At 61.1% G+C, this 21,624-nt stretch carries 18 protein-coding genes and 1 tRNA gene; 12 read left to right on the forward strand and 7 right to left on the reverse strand.

Annotated features, from left to right (window positions below):
* Position 1 precedes the first annotated feature (1 nt).
* Together LLJ08_RS10570 and LLJ08_RS10575 are read right to left on the reverse strand one after the other, a co-directional pair.
* Positions 2-205: a DUF1656 domain-containing protein gene (locus LLJ08_RS10570; RefSeq protein ID WP_014820227.1), complete on the reverse strand. Its 204-nt coding sequence runs from the start codon at positions 203-205 to the stop codon at positions 2-4.
* The gene (locus tag LLJ08_RS10575; protein WP_228206980.1) at positions 202-2,268 is read right to left on the reverse strand and encodes an FUSC family protein; all 2,067 of its coding nucleotides are present in this window, start codon (positions 2,266-2,268) and stop codon (positions 202-204) included. The genes LLJ08_RS10570 and LLJ08_RS10575 overlap by 4 nt, the downstream gene beginning before the upstream one ends.
* 164 nt (positions 2,269-2,432) lie before the next feature.
* Here LLJ08_RS10575 and LLJ08_RS10580 point away from each other — a divergent pair, with 164 nt between their 5' ends.
* Both LLJ08_RS10580 and LLJ08_RS10585 read left to right on the forward strand, forming a co-directional pair.
* Positions 2,433-3,368, forward strand: a complete 936-nt coding sequence (locus LLJ08_RS10580; protein WP_228206981.1) for a helix-turn-helix domain-containing protein — start codon at positions 2,433-2,435, stop codon at positions 3,366-3,368.
* 240 nt (positions 3,369-3,608) lie between these two features.
* Positions 3,609-3,995 (forward strand): diacylglycerol kinase, encoded by a 387-nt coding sequence (locus tag LLJ08_RS10585; RefSeq protein WP_023445393.1) that lies wholly within the window; start codon positions 3,609-3,611, stop codon positions 3,993-3,995.
* Positions 3,996-4,093: 98 nt separating this feature from the next.
* Here the strand turns inward: LLJ08_RS10585 and LLJ08_RS10590 are convergent, their stop codons facing one another.
* The 3 genes from LLJ08_RS10590 to LLJ08_RS10600 form a co-directional block, all read right to left on the reverse strand.
* The gene (locus LLJ08_RS10590) at positions 4,094-6,130 is read right to left on the reverse strand and encodes an LTA synthase family protein (RefSeq protein ID WP_228206982.1); all 2,037 of its coding nucleotides are present in this window, start codon (positions 6,128-6,130) and stop codon (positions 4,094-4,096) included.
* Positions 6,131-6,204: 74 nt separating this feature from the next.
* A complete protein-coding gene (locus LLJ08_RS10595) occupies positions 6,205-6,792 on the reverse strand; it encodes a hypothetical protein (RefSeq protein ID WP_125897449.1) in 588 nt (195 codons plus the stop codon).
* The gene (locus tag LLJ08_RS10600; RefSeq protein WP_228206983.1) at positions 6,792-8,087 is read right to left on the reverse strand and encodes a sialidase family protein; all 1,296 of its coding nucleotides are present in this window, start codon (positions 8,085-8,087) and stop codon (positions 6,792-6,794) included. The genes LLJ08_RS10595 and LLJ08_RS10600 overlap by 1 nt, the downstream gene beginning before the upstream one ends.
* 450 nt (positions 8,088-8,537) lie before the next feature.
* Between LLJ08_RS10600 and LLJ08_RS10605 the strand changes: the two genes are divergently transcribed.
* Positions 8,538-9,044 carry a copper chaperone PCu(A)C gene (locus LLJ08_RS10605; protein ID WP_228206984.1) on the forward strand — a complete coding sequence of 169 codons (507 nt, stop codon included), beginning with the start codon at positions 8,538-8,540 and terminating at the stop codon, positions 9,042-9,044.
* A 40-nt stretch (positions 9,045-9,084) separates the two neighbouring features.
* Here LLJ08_RS10605 and gorA read toward each other — a convergent pair whose 3' ends face one another.
* Positions 9,085-10,443: a glutathione-disulfide reductase gene (gorA, locus tag LLJ08_RS10610; RefSeq protein ID WP_228206985.1), complete on the reverse strand. Its 1,359-nt coding sequence runs from the start codon at positions 10,441-10,443 to the stop codon at positions 9,085-9,087.
* Between the two features lie 71 nt (positions 10,444-10,514).
* On the opposite strand from gorA, the gene LLJ08_RS10615 reads away from it, so the two are divergent.
* A complete protein-coding gene (locus LLJ08_RS10615; protein ID WP_041013897.1) occupies positions 10,515-10,937 on the forward strand; it encodes a VOC family protein in 423 nt (140 codons plus the stop codon).
* Positions 10,938-10,983: 46 nt separating this feature from the next.
* Here LLJ08_RS10615 and galU read toward each other — a convergent pair whose 3' ends face one another.
* The gene (galU, locus tag LLJ08_RS10620) at positions 10,984-11,823 is read right to left on the reverse strand and encodes a UTP--glucose-1-phosphate uridylyltransferase GalU (RefSeq protein ID WP_014820237.1); all 840 of its coding nucleotides are present in this window, start codon (positions 11,821-11,823) and stop codon (positions 10,984-10,986) included.
* 606 nt (positions 11,824-12,429) lie between these two features.
* Here galU and LLJ08_RS10625 point away from each other — a divergent pair.
* The 8 genes from LLJ08_RS10625 to LLJ08_RS10660 all read left to right on the forward strand — a co-directional run bounded on the left by LLJ08_RS10625 (position 12,430) and on the right by LLJ08_RS10660 (position 21,607).
* A complete protein-coding gene (locus LLJ08_RS10625; protein WP_102831761.1) occupies positions 12,430-14,052 on the forward strand; it encodes a methyl-accepting chemotaxis protein in 1,623 nt (540 codons plus the stop codon).
* Positions 14,053-14,273: 221 nt separating this feature from the next.
* Positions 14,274-15,662: an oxygen-independent coproporphyrinogen III oxidase gene (hemN, locus tag LLJ08_RS10630; RefSeq protein WP_014820239.1), complete on the forward strand. Its 1,389-nt coding sequence runs from the start codon at positions 14,274-14,276 to the stop codon at positions 15,660-15,662.
* A gap of 151 nt (positions 15,663-15,813) precedes the next feature.
* Entirely contained in the window at positions 15,814-17,451 is a 1,638-nt protein-coding gene (locus LLJ08_RS10635; RefSeq protein ID WP_228206986.1) for a VRR-NUC domain-containing protein, read from the forward strand.
* Complete coding sequence (locus tag LLJ08_RS10640; protein ID WP_228206987.1) at positions 17,448-19,727, forward strand: ATP-dependent DNA helicase; 2,280 nt, start codon at positions 17,448-17,450, stop codon at positions 19,725-19,727. The genes LLJ08_RS10635 and LLJ08_RS10640 overlap by 4 nt, the downstream gene beginning before the upstream one ends.
* 97 nt (positions 19,728-19,824) lie before the next feature.
* Positions 19,825-19,911: transfer RNA gene (locus LLJ08_RS10645), tRNA-Leu, on the forward strand.
* Between the two features lie 273 nt (positions 19,912-20,184).
* On the forward strand, positions 20,185-20,589 hold the full coding sequence (locus tag LLJ08_RS10650) for a hypothetical protein (protein WP_044314453.1): 405 nt from the start codon (positions 20,185-20,187) through the stop codon (positions 20,587-20,589).
* Positions 20,589-21,275, forward strand: coding sequence for an RES family NAD+ phosphorylase (locus tag LLJ08_RS10655; RefSeq protein ID WP_023446601.1), 687 nt, complete (start codon positions 20,589-20,591; stop codon positions 21,273-21,275). Before LLJ08_RS10650 ends, LLJ08_RS10655 begins: the two co-directional genes overlap by 1 nt.
* A gap of 152 nt (positions 21,276-21,427) precedes the next feature.
* Positions 21,428-21,607, forward strand: a complete 180-nt coding sequence (locus LLJ08_RS10660) for a hypothetical protein (protein WP_014820245.1) — start codon at positions 21,428-21,430, stop codon at positions 21,605-21,607.
* Positions 21,608-21,624: the final 17 nt, after the last annotated feature.

Consider the following 21,624-nt stretch of genomic DNA (forward strand, 5'->3'; position numbering starts at 1 on the left):
TTCACATCCGGGGTAGGAGATTGAACAGGGCACCGAGCACGATGATGTACAGGGCGAGGTTGAACAGCGGCGGATGCCAGACCCAGCGGTAGAAGCCGGTGCGCTGCAGCACGGTGGCGAGCAGGCTCTTGATGCCATAGGCGGCCAGCATGGCAACCAGCAGGACCGGCACATAGACGCCGTACACATCGAGGTGACCGGTCATGCGTACGCTCCAGCGGGGGAGAGGCCGGCTGCGGGTGGCGGGCCTCCCGGTGCCGCACGCACGCTGGCCGATGCGTCGGCGAAAAGCGCCAGCCGCAAGCCGTGCACCACCTGCGCCGCCCGGTGTGCGCTGGGCGAAGCATCGCACTGCAAATCCAGCAATGCGGCCTCGAGGGCGTCGTGTAAGGGCTCCGGTGCCGGAAGTTGGCTACGCGCGGTGGCGCACGCAAGGAAATGCGCGCGGATCATGCTCAGCACCGGCTCCAGCTTCTGCTCGATGGCGGCCGCCGGCCGCAGTTCACGCAGTTCCAGCAGACGAAAACCGACGCGCAGCTCGCGCGTGGCGTCATTCAGCGCCAGGCGATCGTCATCCAGCTGAGCCAGGCGTGGCAGCAGCTGGGCGATACGGTCGATGAAACTCGAGGCATCATCGGCTTCGTTGCGCCAACGTCGCAGGTCTGCCAGCGCCGCCAGGCTCAGCCAGCCGTGGCGTACCAATCGCCGCGCAGCCCAGAGCGTACCGAACGGCCGGGTCAGGCGGGCCCAGACGAAGGCGAAGAGCACGCCCAGCGCAGTGGACAGAGCGATGTCGGCAAACAGCTGAAAATCGGCGCGGTAGCTGTCCTGAAGGGTGATGTTGGAGATCGTCTGCACCGCAATCACGATCACTGTCCCGGCGTGTTGCGGTCGACCGGCGAGGGTGCCAAGCAACAGCAGCGGCACGGCGAGCAGGATGGCCAGGCTGCCGAAATCGTGCACGTTGGGCATCAACGCGAAGAGGTAGACGCCGGCGGCCGTGGAGGAGATCAGCGTGGCGACCAGAAACGACTTGATGAACGGCGCCGGATTGTCCTGACTGGCGAAGAAACAGCCTGCCACCGCGGCGATGAACACGCCGCTATAGCCGTGCTCCCAACCGGAAACGAACCACAGCATGCTCAGGCAGAACACCGACAGCGCTACCGAAGCCGCGGTGAATGCCAGTAGGCCGTAGTCATAGTGGCGTGGCCCGCCGACCAGTTGCTGTACGTGATAGCGCAGCGCCGGTGCCGCCTCGGGATGGCCCTCATGGAACTGCTGGTAGAGGTCGAGGCAGTCCTGCCACAGGTCGATCAACGCGCGTAGCTGGCGCAGGCCGCTGTCGATCGCCAGGGCGTGCGCCGGATGGCTGTCGCCCAGCCAGGCTGCCAGCTGCAGGCTGCGCTCGCGCAGATGCTCGCCGTGCCCAGCCTCGGCATCGGACTGAATCCAGCAATCCACCTCCTGCAGGTAATCCACCAGTTCCGGCAGCAAGCCCTGTAGCTCAGCCTGAAGCCGGTGCAGCGAGTCCGCGGTGGAGATCAGCTGCGGCATCAACATCGCCATACGCGCGCGAAATTCGCGAGCATGGACGGTGGAGAGATGACTGCTGCTGTCGTGGATCAGATGGCTGATCATTGCGTCCAACCCCATCACATCCACCAACAGCGCATTCAGCGCACGTTGGTCGGCTTCGCCCAGGTGCTGGGTATTGAGCATCCGGCTGACGGCACCGCGCCCATCGCGCAGCAGCAGGTGCATCTTCGCCGCGAGGGTCGGCGCGATGCGGCTGGGAAACAGCACGGCGTTTACCACGCTGGCACAGACGATACCGAGCAGAATCTCCTCGGAACGCGCCAGGGCGACATCGAAGATGGTCGATGGGTGATTGACCTCGGCGAGACTGATCAGCGGCACCGTATAGGCGGCGAGTAGAAAGATGTAACTGCGTGGCGAGCGGTCCAGTAATGAGAGAAAGAGCAGGGCGCCGATCCACAATGAGATCGCCAGGCTCAGCATCATCGGTTGCTGAGCGAACGTCGGCAGAAGCACGACCGATGCGGCTGCACCAAGCAGCGTGCCCAGCGCGCGATAGATCGCCTTTGAACGTGTCGCCCCGGACAGCGGATGCGACACGACGTAAACCGAGGCCATGGCCCAGTAAGGGTTTTCCAGCGGTATCGCCAGAGCGATGTACAGCGCAAGCAAGGCGGCAATCAGCGCCTTGGCCGAAAACAGCCATTCGCGCCAGGTTGGCATATTCATAGAGTTCGTTTTTGGGGCGTGGGCCAGAGGCGGGAGAGGGCGCGGCCGTCACGCTGCAACACAGATGGTTACATTTAACGTCAAAGACGTATGACAGACTGAACAACCACTAGGACGATTAATGCATTTTTCCGCGCCGGATACCGGCACCACGGCAGGAATTCATGAGCAAACGCATTCCCAACTACGCCTTGTACGGCCAGGCTGCATTGCCCGTATGGCAGGACCTGTTGCATCTGGAATGGATCAACGAACGCGGCGACATGCATCAGCGCGAAATCAAGCCGCATCAGCATGACTCACTGTTGCAGATCGTCTATGTACGAAGTGGCGAGGGCGAAGTTTCCCTGGAGAACAGCCGAATGGGCTTCCGTGCGCCGTGCCTGATCCTGCTGCCGCAGCGCACCGTGCATGCCTTTCGCTACAGTCCCGAAACCGACGGGCCGGTCATCACGGCAGCACAGCGACCGCTGGAGTCGATGGCGCGGATTTTGTCCAGCGACCTGCTGGCCTTGATGCAACGTCCGGCAGTGGTGCCGCTGCCGTGGGATGCAGACGGCGAAGAGCCGATATGGCCGCTGATCCAGCTGATCCAGGCGGAAGCGCACGGTCAGGAACGCGGCAATGTCGCCGCCGGGCACGCATTGTTGCTCGCGTTACTCGTACATGTCGTCCGGCTGGAACAGCCAGTGCCGATAGCTCGCCCAGCCAATGGCAGGCGGTCCCAGCTGCTGATTCAGTTTCGCGAGTTGGTCGACACGCATTTCAGACAGCATTGGCCGCTTGGTCTGTACGCCGAAGCGCTGGGAATCACGCCAGCCACACTGGGCCGAGCCACCCGCGAAGGTCTGGGTGAATCACCGACTGCGATCATCAACGAGCGAGTCGTTCGCGAAGCACAACGTCAGCTGGCGTATACCACGCTCGACATCCAGCAGATCGCCCGCGACCTGGGGTTCGACGACGCGGCATACTTCAGCCGTTTCTTTCGCAAGCAGACCGGACTCAAACCCAGCGAATTTCGCTCGGCGTTTCGGAATGCGGAAACTAGTCAGCCGAACAGCCAGCATGCGCAGGCAAAGGATTCACCTGAGAGCTGAAGCGCTTTGGAGATATTGAGGCTAAAAGCTGGAGGTGATCTGGTGGTGGGTAACGCCTAAGGCGCAAGGTTGTGTTTCGCATAATCTATATTATGTTAAATTGCGTTTGTGGTAATGGCCGTGCTTTGCCATCGCCACCTTCTGGTCCTTTCCCTCTCTGGTATTCGTTTAGCCACGATCAGCACGCGCTCTCTGCCGCTGGATGCTTATACTCGCCGCAATTCTGCCAGGAAGTTGAACATGAGCAGCATCGAAGAACTCAACGCGCAATCGCTCAAGGGGCACTCAGGTCTCAGGCGAATCCTGAGAGCGCTGGGATACTCCATTGCAGGTATCCGTGCTGCGATTGCCGGCGAAGCTGCCTTCAGACAGCTGCTGCTGCTCAACGCTGTCCTGATACCACTGGCGTTCACGCTCGACGTCAGCCGAATCGAACGCTTGTTATTGGTGATCGTGCCGTTGTTGACACTGGTGGTCGAGCTCGTCAATTCGGCGATAGAGGCAGCAATCGACCGAATCTCGCTCGAACTGCACCCGCTTTCCAAGAATGCCAAGGACATGGGCAGCGCGGCGCAACTGCTGTCGCTGGTGATGGTAGCGGTCACCTGGGTGATGATTCTCTATTGAGCCTGGCGCTGTAACTTCACGCTCATGTTCGCCCGATCTGCCCAGCCGCGCACTGTGTTAGACAGCTCGCGGATAGGCAGTTATGACTGCCCTGGAACTCAGTCCTTCCTGACGTTCTGATAGAGCATCAGACGCGATGCCTCGTGCAGTCCCCGTGTCAGGGCGACAAGTCGCTGGAATTCCTCGGGGTACCGGTCGGCTACGTCGACCAGAGGCTCCGGTGATGCAATTTCGTGCAGGGTCGGCTGGCTGCCGTCGTGCTGCATCTGCAGAAGAAAGTCCTTGGTCACGCCACCAATCAGCGGGAACGTGCCTTCGCGGAGCACGAGTGGAACCACTCGCTCCCCTTCAGGAGCCGGCTGCTGGATGTCGCGTCCCATTGCACCGTTGCGAAACTCCATGCCGGCCATGCCCAGTACGGTCGGTAGCAGATCGGCCAGACCCACGGCCTCCTCGATCACTCGTGGCTCCAGCAGCTTGGGCGCATGGATCAACAACGGAACGTTATTGCTCTCGAGCCCCAGCTTTTCGTATGCCGGCAGCATGTGCGGAATCTGAGCGATGCGCGTGTTGTGGTCGCCAAACATGACGAAGATGGTGTTGTCGTACCAGCCGCCTTCCTTCGCAATCTCCATCAGGCGGCCGATGTTGAAATCCAGAAGGCGGACAGCGTTGTACTGCGCCACGCTGCGGGAACCGGCACCCTGCACCTTTTCCAAAGGCAGATCGAGGGCTTCGAAGCCGTCGTTCTGCTTGGGTATGGTGAACGGACGATGGTTGCCCGCCGTCTGGATATAGGCAAAGAAGGGCTTGCCCTCCCCCTGCTCTCGCAGCAGCCGGTCACTTTCCTTGAACAGGTCCAGATCGGAGATTCCCCACACATCCACCATCGGAGAGTTCCAGTGGCGCTCTTCATATAGCTGGATGTCGTCGATGCTCTGGCGGATCAGGGCATTCATATTGGCCCAGCCGGAATTGCCGCCAATCATGTAGTACTTGTCGTAGCCCTGCAGCGCGTTGACGAGGCTGTGTTGACGGGTGATCAGCGGATTGCGCGTCGCGGTTTCCTGCCGGGAAACGTCTGGTACGCCGGATATGCTCGCCCAAACGGTCTTCGCGGTGCCGGTCACGGGCACGTAGAAGTTCTTGAAGAACCAGCTCTGCTTGGCCAGCCGGTCGATATTGGGAGTTGGATTGAGCGGGTTACCGTAGGCACCCACTGCGGTGGTTCCCAGGGATTCGAGCATGACGAAGACGACATTCGGCCGCTTTCCGTCAATCGCATAGGGTTGAACGCCCTGCTCCCGGCTGAAATTAAGCGTTTTCGCATCAGGCTGGTCGACGCCTAGGTAACGGCTGACGACATCGTAATGGGCCTCGACCTGTTCCCGGTCATACGGCTGATTGGGCACCTTCAGCGTGTCGTAGAGGAAGATCACCGGATTCAGGCCAAGGGCTGCGATCTGGTTGTCGCCCGAGAAGAACGCATCGCTCCAGCGCAGCGGCACCGGGTTTTCCAGATTGATATTGTCGACGCGCCCGAGGATGGCGACGAAAACAGCCACCACCATCAGCGCACTACCCCAGATCAGCGAAAGCCGGCTGATTCGCTTTGCCGGACGATCCAGCGTGACCCGCTCGAAGCGCAGCAGCAGCCACCACACCAGAGCGGTTGCCGCCGCCCAGCCAAGGGTGATCCAGACCACTGGATAGGTTTGCCAGACCATATCGGTGGATATCTGCGCGTCCTCCAGAAAGCGCAACACGGTGGCATTGATGCGCACCCCGAGATAGGCGTAGTGGCCAAAATCGATGATGTAGACCAGCAGCACTGCACCAAGCGCCAGAGCCAGATAGAGCCGCGCCACCCAGCGAAGGACGCGGGAGCGCGTCAGGTTCCAGACCGGCAGCCACGCCAACAGCGCGATCGGCAACATCAAGAGGATCGCCAGGCGAAGGTCGAAACGCAGGCCGATTCCGAGCGTTTCGGGTACAGCTTCGACCGTGCCGAGCGTGCTGGGCGCCAGTCCGGAAAAACCGACGAAGAAAATCCCGCGTAATGCTGCGAGCGCAATGAACAGAATCCCGACTGCACCGAACCAGTAATGCAGGCGCCGCGACTGAAGCCAACCCATTGTCCCAACCTCGAATCTATCGAATCGTCAAATAGCACAGCCGAGCCATCACAGGTCGGCTGGAGTAATTTTCGTCACGCGGGCATTGGCTTGCGCACGAGTGCCCTGCAGGCATAGACAAGCAACGCCCCGCAGCTGAACAAGGCGATGAAGGGGTCTAGCAGATAGTCCCAGTAATTGGGCGACGGCTTGATCCCCAGGCTGAACGCCAAGGTGGCAAGGCCAAGCATGAAAGCGCCCAGCCAGTTATTGAGCAGCAGCAAGCCCAGGGCAAGCACGCCCACCACCGCGATCAGCGGGCGGGGGGCGTAACCGAGTTGATAGGGGTCCAGATAGGACAGGCCCATCGTTGCCGGGTAGAGAAAAAGCGCCAGCCCCGCCATCGCGATCAACAATTGCACGCGCGCGTTCTGCGGCGGCATCGCCATCAGTCCCAAGCGCACTGCCGCGAAAAATGCCAGCGCCACCAGCGTCGTGATGGCCACGTCATCAGTGAAGCTGCGCATGTAGGCGGCCAGTGACAGACCGTCCACAGGAATGAAGCTGATCCCCAGCAGGAGGAAAAGGCGAAGCCCTTGAACCCCTCGGCCGAAGCCAAATCCAGGCGTGACGATGAAAGCGAGTAACCCGAAGGTCAGATGCGCTTGCCAGAGTTCAGGCATCAGAGCTGCTCCAGTAGCCAGGCATCATTGAAGCTGACGTGTTTGATGAATGTGTTGTTCCAGGAATAGACCAGGTGGTAGAGACCGTCGGCGCTCCTGATGAAGTAGGGATACTCGTACTCGAAATCGCAGCCATGGGTCTTGCAGACACGCTTATCCAGGTTTTTCAGAAACTCGTCCACCAGCGATAGCCGCCGCGGCCCGCTGGAAAGGCGAAACTTGTCGCCGATGATTTCCCGATATACCTCCGGGGTGAACGGATTGCCCTCCGGGTCAGGTGATTCGTCCAGGTCAATCACCGGCTTCCAGAGATCGAGGCTCGAGTCGGTTTCCATCAGGCGAAGACGGAAACGTCCGTCCTCCAGATCATTCAGGGCAACCAACAGGCCATGATTGGGCGTGGCCACCGCCGCGAGCGCGGAATTGGGGTTGGCCGGGTCGATCGGATAAGGCTTGCTCCAGGTTCTGCCGGCATCTGCGGTGCGGCTTGCAAGCACGCGATGATGGCTGGAGCCTGCATAGCGCAGCATGGCAACGGCGTGTTGCTCGTCCATCGGCACCACTGTTGGTTGCAGTGAATCGTTGCCTTTGCTGATTCGACTTTTACCAATCACCTCGCCGTTCGGGCTGATGTACAGATACTCGGCGAACTTGCCGAGGAACTCGTGGTAGACGGGTAGCCCTATGGTGCCGTCCTGATGGAATACCGGGGCATTGCGCACCAGTGTGCTGATGTTCAAGAAGGGGGTGGTGATCAGCTGCCTGGGAGTCGACCAGGTTTTTCCCAGATCATCCGAATACATGGCGTTGATGGCGCTTCCAGCCCAGCCACCGATCGATACCGACACATAGAACAGCCACAGCCTGTTGTCGGGAGCCAGCGCAATGACCGGATTGCCGAGCTTGCGTATGTGCTTCTGGGTCGCCTTCTGGGTCGACTCGCGAGTTGCCAGGACCAGTTCCTCGCCCCACTCCGCCGCAATCGCGTCGAATCGCGCGCCGCGCACCTGAACATCCGCAGCCCCTTCGCGTGAACCGGCAAACCATACGGCCATCAGGCCACCATCCGGCAAGGAGGTCACCGAGGAGGCATGGACAAATTCGTCGAGATCGGAGGATGCGAAGCGGGTGCTGTAAAACGGCCCCTTGCTGGCGAGCGGCAGAGCATGAGAATCGGCTACAGCGAACCCGGAAACCGCTCGTTCAGGATGAAGCCACCAGGCGGTAGTGAAAACAGCTGCAAGGGCGATGACAGACAGGCAGGTGGGAAGAAATCCGAACTTTCCAGAACTCATATAAATCATGTCCGTATAAACACATGACGCGTCCTGCGCTTTGCAAGAAACGGCAAGCTCGTATGCCCCAAAAACCGTCGGGGCGTGAAAAACAAAGTGTATTGATCGGTTTGCCCCGACTTCTGATGGCCGGGAGTACCGAGCTTGTCTGAGCGGCCGCCGATCATGGCCGAGCACCAGGGTCGGAGCAATCACTTGGTGCAGGAAGCCGATCAGCCGCGCTTGATAAGCGCTTCGTTCAGAAAAACCAGGTGCTACAGAAATCCTCGATGGCTGCAAGTACAGGCGTCGCAATATAGTGTCACAAACACACCTGTGGCAAATTGCTGCACCCTCCTCTCCATCGCGCGGCACGCAGGCCATGGCCGGCCGATAAGTCGACTACCCAGACGTACCGCTGCAGGGCCAGCGGCGTAATATGGCGCATCTCAACAGAACGGGAGTTCTCTCATGCTGCTTCGCTTACTGGCCGCTGGTACTTTTGCGGCACTCTGCTTGCCTGCTCTTGCGCAGGAGCACCACAACGACCATCAGGTTTCGACTCAGGCGGCCACCAGTGAGCTGGCTGTCAGCCAGGCGTGGTCGAGGGCGATGCCGCCCAGCGCTCCGACTGGCGCGGTGTACTTCATACTGGAAAATCGTGGTCAGCAGCCACAGCGCCTGATCGGGGCGCAGACCTCACGGGCCGAAAAGACCGAGCTGCACACCCATGTGCATCAGGGCGACATGATGAAGATGCAGCAGGTCGAGGCGGTCGACGTGCCCGCAGCTGGCAAGGTGGAGTTCAAGCCGGGTGGCAATCACGTGATGCTGTTCGGGCTCCAGCAGCCGCTGGTGGCTGGGGAGAGCTTCCCGGTGACGCTGCAGTTCAAGGATGGCGGCGAGATCACCACCGAGGTGAGCATCGAGGTAGACGCCCCGGCTGCCGGCGGTGCTGCGCCAGGGCATCATCACTGAGTGATCTGGCGCGCCGCCGCAGGCGGCCGCCAGCATGCTTTCAGATCGCCGCCGGTGTGCGCATGGTGACGAACTCTTCGGCGGCCGTCGGGTGGATGCCCAGCGTGTCGTCGAACACCTGCTTGGTGGCCCCGGCCTTCAGCGCCACGCCCAGCCCCTGCATGATCTCGCCGGCATCCGGTCCCGCCATATGGCAGCCGAGCACACGGTCGGTCTCAGCATCCACCACCAGCTTCATCAGGCTGCGCTCGAGGCTATCGGTCATGGTCAACTTCATCGGCCGGAAACGACTTTCGAAGATCGTTACGTTGTAGCCCTGCTCGCGCGCCTCCTCCTCGGTCAGCCCGACAGTTGCCATGTTCGGCAGACTGAACACCGCGGTCGGGATGGTCGTGTAATCGACCTTGCGATATTGCTCCGGCTTGAATAGCCGCCTCGCCACGGCCATGCCCTCAGCCAGTGCGACGGGTGTCAGCTGCACGCGACCGATCACGTCGCCAATCGCCAGAATCGAAGACACCGAGGTACGGTATTCATCGTCAACGGCAATGAAACCTCGGGCATCCAGCGCTACGCCGGCCTTTTCCAGCCCCAGGTTGTCCAGCATCGGACGGCGGCCTGTCGCGTAGAAGATGCAGTCCGCTTCCAGCGTGCGGCCGTCTTCCAGCGTCGCGAGCAGGCTGCCATCGGCCTGCTTGTCGATATGCACGATGTCGGCGTTGAACTGCAGATCCACGCCCTTTTTGATCATCTCGTCCTTCAGGTGATCGCGGAGCGAGCCATCGAAACCGCGCAGGAACAATTCACCGCGATAGAGCAGCTTGGTATCGGCACCGCAGCCATGGAAGATCGAGGCGAACTCGACGGCGATATAGCCACCACCGACCACCAGCACGCGTCGCGGCAAGGATTCGAGGTAGAAAGCTTCATTGGACGTGATGGCGTGCTCACGCCCCGGAATCGCCGGCACGTGGGGCCAGCCGCCAGTAGCGATCAGGATGTGCTCGGCCGTGTACTGCTTGCCCTCGACTTCGACGGTATGGGCATCGACCACGCGCGCATGCGCTTGCAGCAGGGTCACGCCGCTATCCACCAGGATGCTGCGGTAGATGCCGTTCAGTCGCTGGATTTCCCGGTCCTTGTTGGCAATCAGGGTCTTCCAGTCGAAGGTCGCGCCGTCGATGGTCCAGCCGTAGCCCTGTGCCTGGCCAATGTCTTCGGCGTAATGCGCGCCGTAGACCAGTAGCTTCTTCGGCACACAACCGACGTTGACACAGGTACCGCCCAGGTAACGGCTTTCCGCAACCGCCACCTTCGCGCCGAAACCTGCAGCGAAGCGCGCCGCACGCACGCCACCGGAACCTGCACCGATGACGAATAGATCGAAGTCGTAAGCCATGTAATGTTGTCTCCTTCTGTAGCGAACAGCATAACCCAGGCTTTCGGCCTGAATCACCGAAGGAGTGCCGCATGCGCCCTACCCTCACCCACCTGGCTCTGCACGTGCCCGATCTGGACGCCTGTATCGCGTTCTATGAGCGCTTCTGCGGCATGCACGTGTTTCACGAGCGCCCCGGAAAGGGCTCACGCATCGTCTGGATGGCGGAGCCTGGAAAAGAGCGCGAGTTCATCTTCGTGATGATGCCGGGCGGCAAGGATCGATCACTGGCGATGGACGACTACAGCCATTTCGGCTTCGCGCTGGCCAGTCGAGAGGAAGTGGATGCGGTTGCCGACCTGGCGCGCAGGGAAGGCTGTCTGATATGGGAGCCGCGCGACGAACCCTATCCGGTGGGCTACTACTGCGGTTTGCGCGATCCTGCGGGCAACTATGTCGAATTCAGCTACGGGCAGCCGCTTGGACCGGGTGCCGAGGATATGCCGGAGCCTTGAAGCAGGCCCGGAAGTGACTGGGCCACCCTTAGGCGGCCCAATTGCTTCAGAACGCCTTGCCGGTCAGGTAGAAGTGTTCGTAGCAGAAGTTGGTCGCCGCGATGTAGCCCTCGGCGCTACCGCAGTCGAAGCGCTGGCCCTTGAACTTGTACGCCAGCACGCAACCATCCTGAGCCTGGCGCATCAGCGCGTCGGTGATCTGAATCTCACCGCCCTTGCCCGGCTCGGTCTGCTCGATCAGATCGAAGATGTCCGGAGTCAGGATGTAGCGACCGATGATCGCCATGTTGGACGGCGCATCTTCCGGCTTGGGCTTCTCGACCATGTGGCTGACGCGGTAGATATCGTCGCGGATCATCTCGCCGGCGATCACACCGTACTTGCTGGTCTCTTCCGGCGGCACTTCCTGAATGGCAACGATCGAGCAGCGGAACTGGTTGTAGAGCTTGACCATCTGCGCCAGGACCGGATCGCCATTGAGGTTGATGCAAAGGTCGTCAGCCAGGACCACGGCGAACGGCTCATCGCCGATCAGCGGCCGGCCGCTGAGAATCGCATGCCCCAAGCCCTTCATCTCCACCTGGCGGGTGTAGGAGAAGCTGCATTCGTCGATCAGGCGGCGAATACCGACCAGATACTTTTCCTTGTCGGTGTTGCGGATCTGGTGCTCCAGCTCGTAGCTGATGTCGAAATGGTCTTCCAGCGAGCGCTTGCCACGCCCGGTGACGATCGCGATCTGGTTCAGCCCCGCCGCCAGCGCCTCTTCAACCCCGTACTGAATCAGGGGCTTGTTCACCACCGGCAGCATTTCCTTGGGCATGGCTTTGGTTGCAGGAAGAAAACGGGTGCCATATCCGGCAGCGGGAAAAAGGCATTTCTTGATCATGTGAGTCCTTGAAATAAAGGTTCCAGTCGATGCACTGCCATCGAGAACAGCAGCTGCCTTGCGGTGTTGCCCGGCCATGCCGGCGTAGAGCCTACGACCATCGTTTTGCAGCGGGGTTCGCAGCGACATTCACGCTCGATGCAGATTATGTGCCTGCCTCTCGGAGGCACTGGTTTCGCTGCTCCGGCGGGTCGCCACGCTAATGGCGGTCGGGGCGCTCTGTAAAGCCATCTGTCGGTGTTTTTTCACCGTGCCAGTGAGGCCGAATAACCGTACGCGCAACCGCGAATACCCATAGCCAATGATCATTACACCTTTGTCGCACCTTGCACCGAAAGAGAGCCGGTCGACCCATGACCTGAATCAGGGAAATGTGCAATTGCACTGTTGTCGGTCGCCCGAAGCACTTCTCTCGTGCCGAAAAGCAATACCATAGCGCCGCCCAATAATGGCGCATGGCTATCATCTGCGGTTGGTTTCAAGAATACGCACAGCACGCCGATATCAGCAGGTGACTGCCTGCTCAATGCTGCGCCGCAAGTATCGGCAGCGCAGCAGTGCTGCAATGGCAGCTGACCCCGCGTGGCAGTAGTACTAAGGAAAACCATGAACAACAGCTCCGCCTCCCGACAAATGTCCGTGCAGACAAAGATCAACCTGGCCCTCGTGCTGGTCCTGGTGGCGATCATGTCTGCCTCGTTGTTCTTCTCTGCCAGTACGGAGAAGCGGCTCGTGCTCCAGGTTGTGGAGCAGCAGACCAAGGATGCCGCCGACTCCTATTTCGATAGCATCAACACCATGATGCTGACCGGCACCATGGCTCAGCGAGAGGTGCTGCGGAACAAGATCCTCGCGCGCCCAGGCGTTATCGATGCGCGCATCATCCGCGGGGAAGAAGTCACCAAGGTGTTCGGCCCTGGCTATGACCACCAGGCCCCGGCCGACGCGCTGGATCGTCGCGCGCTGGGCGGTGAGGAAATCATCGAGGTCAACAAGCAGAACGGCGGCCGTGTGCTGACCGTCATAAATCCCATCCTCGCCCACGCGGACTACCGCGGCACCAACTGCCTGACCTGCCACCAGGTCGGCGAGAACACGGTAATGGGCGCAGTGCGCATCAGCTATGACCTCAAGGCGCTGGACCAGGAAGTCGACCGCAACATCATGATCAGCGGCGGGATTCAGCTGCTCCTGCTGTTCATCGGCGTGGTGGTCATGTGCCTGACCGTGCGCCACGTCATCATCCGCCGCATCACTGCCATGCGCCACACCATGAATACCATGGCCGAGGACGAAGACCTCAGCCTCAGCGTCGAGGTGGGTGCGAAGGACGAAATCGGCGCGATGGGCGATGCCTTCAACCGCATGATCGGCAAGTTCCGCCATAGCCTGGAGGCCGTCGCGGGCGTTACCCATCAGCTCAGTGATGTCTCCGAGCGGGTATCCCATGTTGCAGAGAAGACCCTGGCTGCCGTCAACGAGCAGCGCAGCGAGACCGACATGGTCGCCTCGGCGATGAACGAGATGAGCGCGACCGTGCAGGAAGTGGCACGCAATGCCAGCCAGACCGCCACGGCATCGACCGGCGCCGACAACGAATCAAAAGCCGGCGTAAAGGTCGCCACCGAGGCACTGGACGGTATCGAAGTGCTGATCGCCGAGATCGAGAAAGCCGCCCAGGTCATCCAGCGGGTCGAGAGCGACAGCGCCAGCATCGACATGGTGCTCGGCGTGATCAACGGCATCGCCGAGCAGACCAACCTGCTGGCGCTGAACGCAGCCATCGAAGCGGCACGCGCCGGCGAACAGGGCCGCGGCTTTGCGGTGGTGGCCGATGAGGTACGTACCCTGGCTTCGCGCACGCAGAAATCCACCGAAGAAATCCAGGCAATGATCGAACAGCTGCAAAGCGGCGTTCGCAATGCGGTGCAGGCCATGAGCGAAGCACAACTGCGTGCCCGGTCGGGTTCGCAATGCGTCGAGAAGGCTGCCCAGAGTCTCGCCGTGATCGCCGACGAAGTCGGCACCATCAACGAGATGAACACCCAGATCGCAACGGCTGCCGAACAGCAGAGTGCGGTTGCCGAAGAGATCAATCGCAACATCACGACCATCAGCCGTATTGCGGACACCACTTCGGCTGACGCATCCCAGACCTCGCAGATCAGCGACGAGCTGGTGCGTCTGGCAACCGAGCTGAACCGTCTGGTCGGCCAGTTCAAGCTCTGACCACTGCGATGCGGCCTTCCCGGCCGCGCCCGGTACGCATTTCGAATCGCCCAACGGTGCGGTTCGGAGTGCCGCCGGGGCGCTATTCTTGATCTGAGACAGTCGGCGCGCCGGACCGAATCGTCCATAATCCGCGCCCATGACCTGCCTGAGCCGGACACACCCGAGGGTGACACCGCGTTCCGCGCCGGACTCCGAATTCAACCTTAGGTAAAACGAACATGGACCAACTGCCGAGCTTCGACCGCGCCCTGGTCGAGAAATACGACCGTCCAGGTCCGCGCTACACCTCCTACCCCACGGCCCCCCAGTTTCACCAGGCCTTCGCCCAGGATGATTACCGTGCCGCCGCTGCACGCAGCAATCAGGCACAAACGCCCAAGCCGCTGTCGGTATACATCCACATTCCGTTCTGCAAGAGCCTTTGCTATTACTGCGCCTGCAACAAGATCATCACCCACAAGACCGAGCGCGCCGTCGAGTACCTCGAATACCTCAAGCGCGAGATCGCCATGCAGGGCGAACTGTTCGACCGTTCGCGCAAGCTCACTCAGCTGCACCTCGGCGGTGGCACACCCACCTATTTCACCAGCGAGCAGCTGGCCGACCTGATGGCGTGCCTGCATCAGGCGTTCAACATGGATGACAGCGACAACCACGAGTTCTCGCTGGAAGTGGACCCGCGCACCGTCACGCCCGAGCAGATCCACGGCCTGCGCAAGCTGGGCTTCAACCGCCTGAGCTTCGGCGTGCAGGATTTCGACGAGCAGGTGCAGATCGCCGTCAATCGCATCCAGACCGAGGAGCAGACCCGCGAGCTGGTCCAGGCCGCCCGCGACGCACAGTTCAAGTCCATCAGCGTCGACCTGATCTACGGCCTGCCGCTGCAGACGGTGGCCAGCTTCGATACCACGCTGGACAAGATCATCGACATTCGTCCGGACCGCATCGCCGCTTACAGCTATGCCCACCTGCCGGAGCTGGTACGTGCACAGAAGCTGATACGCCCAGAGGACATGCCACCGCCGGAGCGCAAGCTCGAGCTGCTGGAACTGACCATCCAGCGCCTTACCGCCGCCGGCTACATCTATATCGGCATGGATCACTTCTCGCTGCCCGAGGACGAACTGGCCCTTGCCCGCGCCAATGGCACGCTGCAGCGCAACTTCCAGGGCTATTCGACCCACGCCGATTGCGACCTGATCGGGCTGGGCATTTCCTCCATAGGCAAGGTCGCCGATAGCTACAGCCAGAACGTCAAGGAGCTATCGCAGTATTACGCGCGCCTCAACGAGGGCATGCTGCCCGTGCAGCGCGGCTACAAGCTGAGCGACGATGACTGCCTGCGCCGTGACGTCATCGTGTCGCTGATGTGCCATAGCCGCGTCGACTACCGCCAGATCGAGCAGAAGCACGGCATCGATTTTCGGGAATACTTCGCCGATTCGCTGGCAAAGCTCGCCGAACCGGTGGCCGATGGCCTGGTCGAGCTGCACGACGACGCGCTGGTTCTCTTGCCGCAGGGGCAGCTGATGATGCGCAATGTCGCCATGGCGTTCGACGCCTACCTCGGCGGCGAGCAGCGCGGTCGTTTTTCGCGCACGGTCTGAGTTCGCGACTTCACAACAGGCGGCACTCAGCCGCCTGCTGTAGCTGGTGAGACTTCCGCTGATCACCGGGCAATTGCCAAACGTCGCTCAAACTGTATAAATAGCCAGTCTTTGAGCGGGCCGCGCGCGCCCCAGCTGCAGCGGATGTACAATGCGTCAGGCCCTGGAAAATCCCTTCTACTACCTCGAAAACTTCCGGCAGGTTCTGGCCTGGGTGAGCCGTCACCACAGTGATCTGCTGGATGAAACCGAGCTGGCATTTATCGAGCGTTTCGCCCTGTTGCCGCAGCCTTCCCAGGCGCTGCTGGTGCGCATGGTGATGCGCAAGGGCATGCTGTTTCGAGCAAGCAAGCTGCGTTATCTGGAGATTGGCTGCTCACGTCGCGCGGTGGAGCCATTGATCGATCAGGGGTGGGTCGATGCGTCTTCGGCCCTGACGCTCGAGCAGCTGTTCGCTTTGCTGACCAAAGGCGAGCTGCTGCAAGTGTTCGGGTCGTCTGCATCAGCCAGCCTGCGCAAGGCCGAGCTGCTGGATAAGCTGCGCGCCGACCACCAGATGGCCAAGCCGTTTCAGGCGTGGTGCAGCCAGATCGAAGACGCGGTATTTGCGTTATGCATCGACGAGCTCTGTGAGCGCCTGCGTTTGCTGTTCTTCGGCAACATCCATCAGGACTGGTCCGAGTTCGTTCTGGCCGACCTCGGCATCTACCGTTACGAGCAGGTCGTCTTCTCGCCCAGCTCCCGCGCCTTCAACTGCCGCACCGAGCTGGATGCCTATCTGCATCTGCATCGTTGCCGCGAGCGTTTCGATACCGGCGAGCCATTGAGCGACGTGCTGGCCGACGTTCCCGATGAGCCCTATGCCAACGCCTGGCTGGAAATCCGCCGCGGCAAGCTGCTGCTGAGCATCGGCCAGCAGTTCGAGCGCATTGGCGATCTGACAGAGGCCCTGCGTCTGCATGCCTCCAATACCTATCCCGGTGCCCGCGAGCGCGCGATTCGCGTGCTCGAACGCTGTGGCCAGCCTGCAGCAGCGCTGGAGCTGCTGGATCAGGCGCAGGCTGCGCCGCAGAGTGAGCACGAACTGCAGCAACTGCAGCGAATCAAGCCGCGCCTGCAGCGCAGCCTGGGTATCCCTACGCTGCGCTCACTCAACCGCAAGCCGGAGCAGCTCGACCTGGTCCTGCCCCGGGCCGGCTGTAGCGTCGAGCATGCGGTGCGCGAGCACCTGTCGATACCAGACGCGCCGGTCTACTATGTCGAGAATGCCCTGGTCGGCTCGTTGTTCGGCTTGCTTTGCTGGGATGCGATCTTCGCACCGTTGCCCGGTGCGTTCTTCCACCCTTTCCACTGGGCGCCGGCCGATCTGAATCGTGCGGATTTTCATCAACGGCGCGCCGACCTGTTTGCCGCCTGCCTGGCCTGTCTCGACAGTGACGACTACCGCGACTGCATCTGGCGCACCTTCCAGGCAAAGCTCGGCATTCATAACGCGTTCGTTGCCTGGGGGCTGCTCGACGAGGAGCTGTTGACCCATGCCCTGACGTGCATTCCCGCCGCGCATCTGAAGCTGATGTTTCAGCGCATCCTCGCCGATGTTTGCGGCAATCGCACTGGCCTACCGGACCTCATCCAGCTGTGGCCCGAAGAACGCCGCTACCGGATGATCGAGGTGAAAGGCCCGGGCGACCGCCTGCAGGACAACCAGAAGCGCTGGATCGATTACGCCCATCAGCACGGTCTGCCGATTGCGGTCTGCCATGTGCAATGGGCTGAGGTCATGGCGTGAGCTATCGGGTCGCGGTGCGCGCGCTCTGCGAATTCACCGCCAAGGTCGGCGATCTGGACCTGCGCTTCACACCCTCGCCCACCGCGCTGGAAGGCATCGCCGGCCACGCCCAGGTCAGCGCCAGGCGCGGCGAGGGCTACGAACGTGAAGTGGCTCTGGAGGGCCAATACGGAAAACTCATGGTGCGCGGCCGTGCCGATGGCTACGACCCGGCGCGGAACCGCATGGAGGAAATCAAGACCTTCCGCGGGGATCTGGAACGTCAGCCGGCCAACCATCGGCAATTGCACTGGGCGCAGGCGAAGATCTACGGCTGGCTGCTGTGTCAGACGCGCCAGCTCGACGAGGTCGAGCTGGCACTGGTCTATTTCGACGTCGCCAGCCACAAGGAAACCCTCTTCGTCGAACGCCACGGAGCACAGAGCCTGCGCCTTTTTTTCGAAACCCAGTGTCAGGCGTTTCTCGACTGGGCCGAACAGGAACTGGCCCATCGCGACGCGCGCAATCAGGCGCTCACCGCGCTGGGTTTTCCTCATGCCGATTTCCGCACCGGCCAGCGGCAACTCGCCGAGGCGGTGTACAAGGCAGCCTGTACCGGCACCACGCTCATGGCGCAAGCGCCGACCGGTATCGGCAAGACCCTGGGCACGCTGTTTCCGCAGCTCAAGGCGTTTCCCGGCCAGCAGCTCGACAAGCTGTTCTTTCTCGCTGCCAAGACCTCCGGCCGCCGCCTGGCGCTGGATGCACTGCAAACGCTACAGCGCAACGGCGCGGGTGAATTGCGTGTGCTCGAGTTGATCGCACGTGACAAGGCCTGCGAGCACCCGGACAAGGCCTGTCACGGCGAATCCTGCCCGTTGGCGAAGGGTTTCTATGATCGTTTGCCCGCGGCCCGAGCAGCGGCATTGCAGCAAAGCATGCTCTACCAAGCGGCCCTGCGAGAGGTCGCCCTCGCCCATCAGGTCTGCCCCTATTACCTCAGCCAGGAGCTGGCGCGCTGGGCGGACGCCGTGGTCGGCGACTACAACTACTATTTCGACATCAGCGCCCTGCTCTACGGCCTGACGCTCAACAATGACTGGCGTATCAGCGTGCTGGTGGACGAAGCGCACAACCTGCTCGAACGCGCGCGCGGCATGTACAGCGCCGAGCTCGATCAGCGGGCCTTCGCCGGTCTCGGCGGCAAGGCGCCGGCGCCCTTGAAACGCCCGCTGGGTCGGGTACAGCGCTGCTGGAACGACCTGCATCGCGAGCAGCTGGCGAATTATCAGGTGCAGCCCGAACTGCCGCTCAAGCTGCTCGGCGCGCTGCAACAGGCCGTCAGCGCCGTCACCGATTACCTTGGCGAACAGCCCGGCGGGCTGGATGCAGAGCTGCAACGGGCCTATTTCGATGCCATGCATTTCTGCCGGATCGCCGAACTGTTCGGCGAGCATTCGTTGTTCGATATCAGCCTGTTACCCGCAACTGGCCGCGGCAAGACCAAGCGTTCGATGCTGTGCCTGCGCAATGTGGTTCCAGCGCCCTTCCTCGCGCCACGGTTAGAACAGGCTCGTTCAACGGTGCTGTTCTCGGCCACGCTGAACCCGCGCCGGTTCCATGCCGATATGTTGGGCCTGCCCACGGGTAGCGCCTGGATCGAGGTCGAATCGCCATTCCAGGCCGATCAGCTGCGGGTATGCCTGGCCGCGCATGTCTCGACCCGCTATCAGCACCGCCAGGCCTCGCTGGGTGCCGTGGTCGCGCTCATCGCCCAGCAATATCGCGAGCGCGCCGGCAACTACCTGGCGTTCTTCAGCAGCTTTGATTACCTGCAACAGGTGACCGCCCTGCTGCGCGAGCAGTATCCGGACGTGCCCTTCTGGGAGCAGACTCGCGGCATGCAGGAAGCGGCCCGCAGTGCATTTCTCGACCGATTCACCGAACACAGCAAGGGCGTCGGTTTTGCGGTGCTCGGCGGCGCATTCGCCGAAGGCATCGACCTGCCAGGCAACCGCTTGATTGGCGCTTTTATCGCCACCCTCGGCCTGCCACAGGTCAATCCGGTCAACGAGCAGTTCAAGGCACGCCTTGAGCAGCTATTCGGCCGCGGCCTGGGTTACGACTACACCTACCTCTACCCCGGGCTGCAGAAAGTCGTGCAGGCTGCGGGACGGGTTATCCGCACACAGAGCGATGAAGGCGTCGTGCACCTGATCGACGACCGTTTCGGCCGGTCGCAGATACGCCGCCTGCTACCGAGCTGGTGGCAGCTTTCGCCAGTTTCCAGCGATTGAGGCCACGCAACGGCGCCGTTCGGGTTGCGTGGTGTCCGGAGGCTCGCTATAGTCCTGCGCCGCCGATTCCCCATCGGCGCACTGCTACGCAGCCTCCGCCCGGATGGCGAAATTGGTATACGCAAGAGACTTAAAATCTCTCATCCGAAAGGGTATGCGGGTTCGACCCCCGCTCCGGGCACCAGTCTTTACGCGGCTTTCAGCCTTCCAGCTTTCGCCCTGTCATTTGCGCATTGCTGTGCAATTGACCCGAGCACTCCCGTCACCACTGTAACGCCTGGCAAACTCCTTACCCACCGAACGCAATGACCAGCCTGGTTGTTGGCTAAGTTCATATCGAACTTACCGGCACTCACTGTTGCCGTTATCAATGTCCAGAAAGATAGCGTGTGCGTAATTGTGTCTACAGACACATAAGATGCTATCCTGAGTCCATGGAATTAATCGAGCAATTGCCATGACTGCGACTCTTCAGGCACCCGCGTTTACCAAAGACCAGTGCGCCGCCGGCCTTCGAACCGCGGTGAACGTTCTCGAAAAATGGCAGGCGTCTACCGAACAGGCCTGTCGGATACTGCGTATCTCCCGCAGTACTCACGCACGGGCCAAACTCCGCAATGCAGATTGGTCGGTCAGTCTGGACCCCGACCAGATGCAGCGCGTCAGTTTTATTCTCAACATCCACGCAGCACTTCGGCTGATCTTCGATAACCCGGAAAACACTTACGGCTTTCCGGCAATGCCCAATCACAACGAATTCTTCAACGGGCGATCGCCACTGGAGGTAATGGCTCAGGGGGACATGATTTCCCTGTACGAGTCGTTCCGCCGTATCGACAGCCTGCGAGGCGCGCAGTGGTAGTGCCGAAAGGGCTTCCCGTGCGGGCCGATGCCCGTTGTCAGGCCTATCGGCTGGTGAACTCCAAGTATCCCCCCATCGATCTGTTCGATGACGTAGCCGACGCCGAGGAATTTGAAATCCTCTATCAGTTGCAGGCGCTGACAAACCCGAGATTGCACAACGAAACTGGCCGCCTCGAGCTGATTCCTCGGTCAGAAATACCATTTGGCATTCCGGGCTGCTCCTACGCTACGGCGCCGTTCACCCACGTGAATCCAGCCGGCTCTCGTTTCAGCGATGGCAGCTACGGCGTGTTGTATCTGGCCGACAGCATGGAAACGGCACTGGCCGAGGTGCGGTATCACCAGGAGCACTACTGGTCGAATGTCGTAGGCTTGAACTTCGAGCGGTTCGTTTTCCGCGGGTTGTCATGTCAGTTCAACGAGGCCGGGCTGCTGGATGCCACGAGCGTGTCGATGTCGGATCCGATCTACGACGCGGATGATTACTTCCAGTCCCGCCAGTTCGGTCGCCTCGCCAGGCAAGAGGGATTCCCCGGGTTGCGGTATCACTCGGTACGTAGCCCAGGCCGGCACTGCTGGGCACTCATGACGCCGCGGCGCGTACTGTCCATCGTTCAGACCGCACACTACGAGATGATCTGGAACGCTGGCATCACCAGCGTCAGCGCGATCACCGAAGTCTGATGCTGGCGCGTTAGCCGTCTTCTCCTCCCTGCACCGGCCATCCGATTGCGCCGTGCTGCCAAACCGCTGTAACAATCATCGCGCATCGTCTGCTCATGGACTCCCCATGGCGCAAGGACGCTCCACCGAACTCACGACGTGAGGACGCGAACATGAGCAAGCGATCACTCGAAGAACTGGTTACCCGATCGGATATCAGTGCACTCCAGCCCATGGTGCATTGGCGCCGCGGGCGTCGTAACGGTCATGACAAGGCCGGGCCGAACGCTGCCGCACTGATTCAGCGCGCCGCACATGATATCGGCATGCTGAGAACCGCTGTACACAGCTGAGCTCGACTCCTGTCAGG

Source organism: Stutzerimonas chloritidismutans, from assembly GCF_020783375.1.
In the GTDB taxonomy this organism is placed as follows: Bacteria; Pseudomonadota; Gammaproteobacteria; order Pseudomonadales; family Pseudomonadaceae; genus Stutzerimonas; species Stutzerimonas kunmingensis.

Excerpts from the sequence above, each read along its gene's own strand:
- LLJ08_RS10570 (WP_014820227.1), bottom strand. The coding sequence starts at position 205 with ATGACCGGTCACCTCGATGTGTACGGCGTCTATGTGCCGGTCCTGCTG.
- LLJ08_RS10575 (WP_228206980.1), bottom strand. The coding sequence starts at position 2,268 with ATGAATATGCCAACCTGGCGCGAATGGCTGTTTTCGGCCAAGGCGCTG.
- LLJ08_RS10580 (WP_228206981.1), top strand. The coding sequence starts at position 2,433 with ATGAGCAAACGCATTCCCAACTACGCCTTGTACGGCCAGGCTGCATTG.
- LLJ08_RS10585 (WP_023445393.1), top strand. The coding sequence starts at position 3,609 with ATGAGCAGCATCGAAGAACTCAACGCGCAATCGCTCAAGGGGCACTCA.
- LLJ08_RS10590 (WP_228206982.1), bottom strand. The coding sequence starts at position 6,130 with ATGGGTTGGCTTCAGTCGCGGCGCCTGCATTACTGGTTCGGTGCAGTC.
- LLJ08_RS10595 (WP_125897449.1), bottom strand. The coding sequence starts at position 6,792 with ATGCCTGAACTCTGGCAAGCGCATCTGACCTTCGGGTTACTCGCTTTC.
- LLJ08_RS10600 (WP_228206983.1), bottom strand. The coding sequence starts at position 8,087 with ATGAGTTCTGGAAAGTTCGGATTTCTTCCCACCTGCCTGTCTGTCATC.
- LLJ08_RS10605 (WP_228206984.1), top strand. The coding sequence starts at position 8,538 with ATGCTGCTTCGCTTACTGGCCGCTGGTACTTTTGCGGCACTCTGCTTG.
- gorA (WP_228206985.1), bottom strand. The coding sequence starts at position 10,443 with ATGGCTTACGACTTCGATCTATTCGTCATCGGTGCAGGTTCCGGTGGC.
- LLJ08_RS10615 (WP_041013897.1), top strand. The coding sequence starts at position 10,515 with ATGCGCCCTACCCTCACCCACCTGGCTCTGCACGTGCCCGATCTGGAC.
- galU (WP_014820237.1), bottom strand. The coding sequence starts at position 11,823 with ATGATCAAGAAATGCCTTTTTCCCGCTGCCGGATATGGCACCCGTTTT.
- LLJ08_RS10625 (WP_102831761.1), top strand. The coding sequence starts at position 12,430 with ATGAACAACAGCTCCGCCTCCCGACAAATGTCCGTGCAGACAAAGATC.
- hemN (WP_014820239.1), top strand. The coding sequence starts at position 14,274 with ATGGACCAACTGCCGAGCTTCGACCGCGCCCTGGTCGAGAAATACGAC.
- LLJ08_RS10635 (WP_228206986.1), top strand. The coding sequence starts at position 15,814 with ATGCGTCAGGCCCTGGAAAATCCCTTCTACTACCTCGAAAACTTCCGG.
- LLJ08_RS10650 (WP_044314453.1), top strand. The coding sequence starts at position 20,185 with ATGACTGCGACTCTTCAGGCACCCGCGTTTACCAAAGACCAGTGCGCC.
- LLJ08_RS10660 (WP_014820245.1), top strand. The coding sequence starts at position 21,428 with ATGAGCAAGCGATCACTCGAAGAACTGGTTACCCGATCGGATATCAGT.